This is a genomic window from Agriterribacter humi (genome assembly GCF_009192765.1).
GTDB classification, from domain to species: domain Bacteria; phylum Bacteroidota; class Bacteroidia; order Chitinophagales; family Chitinophagaceae; genus Agriterribacter; species Agriterribacter humi.
The window spans coordinates 1-1,378 of sequence record NZ_VOHQ01000031.1 but is presented as its reverse complement, the minus strand read 5'-3'; the positions used below and the strand labels follow the sequence as shown (position 1 = coordinate 1,378).

Sequence of the window (1,378 nt, the reverse complement as noted above, 5' to 3'; positions counted from 1 at the left end):
TGTGTATGCCTAAAATAGGTTGACAAAAAACAGTCACTTATGCGGCAAGTTAACTCAAAATTAGAAATCCGTGAGCATCGGATTTTCTCTGAGGAATTAAAAAAGAAAGCGATTAAGGAATTAGTAAGCAAGCGAACTACGATCAAGTCGCTGATGGCAGAACACCAGATAAGCGCTAATACCGTTTACCGCTGGTTGTATAAGTACTCTCCTTATCATGAGCAGAAATGTACCTTAGTGGTACAAATGAAAAGCGAAGAATTAAAAAACAACGAACTGCGCCAGCGCATGGCAGAGCTGGAACGCATTGTTGGTCAAAAGCAATTAGAAATTGATTTTCTAAACAAGCTCCTTGAAATTGGCAGCGGCGAACTGGGCTTTGATTTAAAAAAAAGTTTCAGTCCGCCACCATTGAATGGTACCGGATCTACAAAAGGAAGCATCAATACAAGCTAAACGAAGTACTGAAGCTGTGCAACATCAGCCGACAGGCACATTACCAGTGGCTGCAAAGATTGGTGCAGGAAAAAGAAAAAGAAGTATTGTATTTGCGTATGATGGAGCAAGCCCGGGAAATTCATCCAGGCATGGGGCTGCGTACAATGTATGAGATGCTGGCTCCGGAAGGTATAGGAAGGGATGGATTTATTGCATTGGGTTTGCAGGAAGGGTTTCGTTTAAAAAGTATAGAGAAGCAAACAAGGACCACCTACAGCGTTAAATCGAGCCGCTATAAAAACCTGTTGGGTGGGATGGAATTTACAGATATCAACCAATTGTGGAGTAGCGATATTACGTATTTCTTTTGCCTTGAACAGTTCTTTTACATTGTGTTTATTATGGACGTTTATTCCAGAAGGATCATAGGCTACAGCATAGCCGACAACATGCGGGCAGAAAATAATGTGACGGCACTGAAAATGGCTTTAAGAACAAGGGGTATGAATGATTACAGCCAGTGCCTGATCCACCATTCAGACAAAGGCACACAATATGCCAGCGACAGCTACACACAACTGTTGGAAGCCTATGGGATACGCATCAGCATGTGCAATGAAGTATATGAAAATACGCACATCGAAAGAGTAAATGATACCATCAAAAATCAGTATCTGAAAAGAATGGAAATCAAAAACAGGAAAGAGCTTGAAAAAAAACTGAATGAAGTAATAAAAACATACAATGAAAAAAGACCCCATCAAAGTCTGAAGAAAATACCGCCGGTCAAGTATGAAACCCATTTAAAAGAAATAGCAAAAGAAAGCAGAAAAAGAATGACAATCTATACAGTAAAAATTAATGAAGATGACCCATTAAATAAACAATTAAATTTGTTTGAACCATTATAAAATATGTCAACCTATTTTAGGTACACACA

General features: G+C 39.1%; 2 protein-coding genes. Both read left to right on the top strand.

Annotation, left to right across the window (positions count from 1 at the left end; all coding sequences use genetic code 11):
* Nucleotides 1–39 precede the first annotated feature (39 nt).
* Nucleotides 40–456 (top strand): transposase, encoded by a 417-nt coding sequence (locus FRX45_RS23075; RefSeq protein WP_152270850.1) that lies wholly within the window; start codon nucleotides 40–42, stop codon nucleotides 454–456.
* Nucleotides 411–1,349, top strand: coding sequence for an IS3 family transposase (locus FRX45_RS23070; protein ID WP_152270849.1), 939 nt, complete (start codon nucleotides 411–413; stop codon nucleotides 1,347–1,349). Before FRX45_RS23075 ends, FRX45_RS23070 begins: the two co-directional genes overlap by 46 nt.
* Nucleotides 1,350–1,378: the final 29 nt, after the last annotated feature.

Excerpts from the sequence above, each read along its gene's own strand:
- FRX45_RS23075 (WP_152270850.1), top strand. The coding sequence starts at position 40 with ATGCGGCAAGTTAACTCAAAATTAGAAATCCGTGAGCATCGGATTTTC.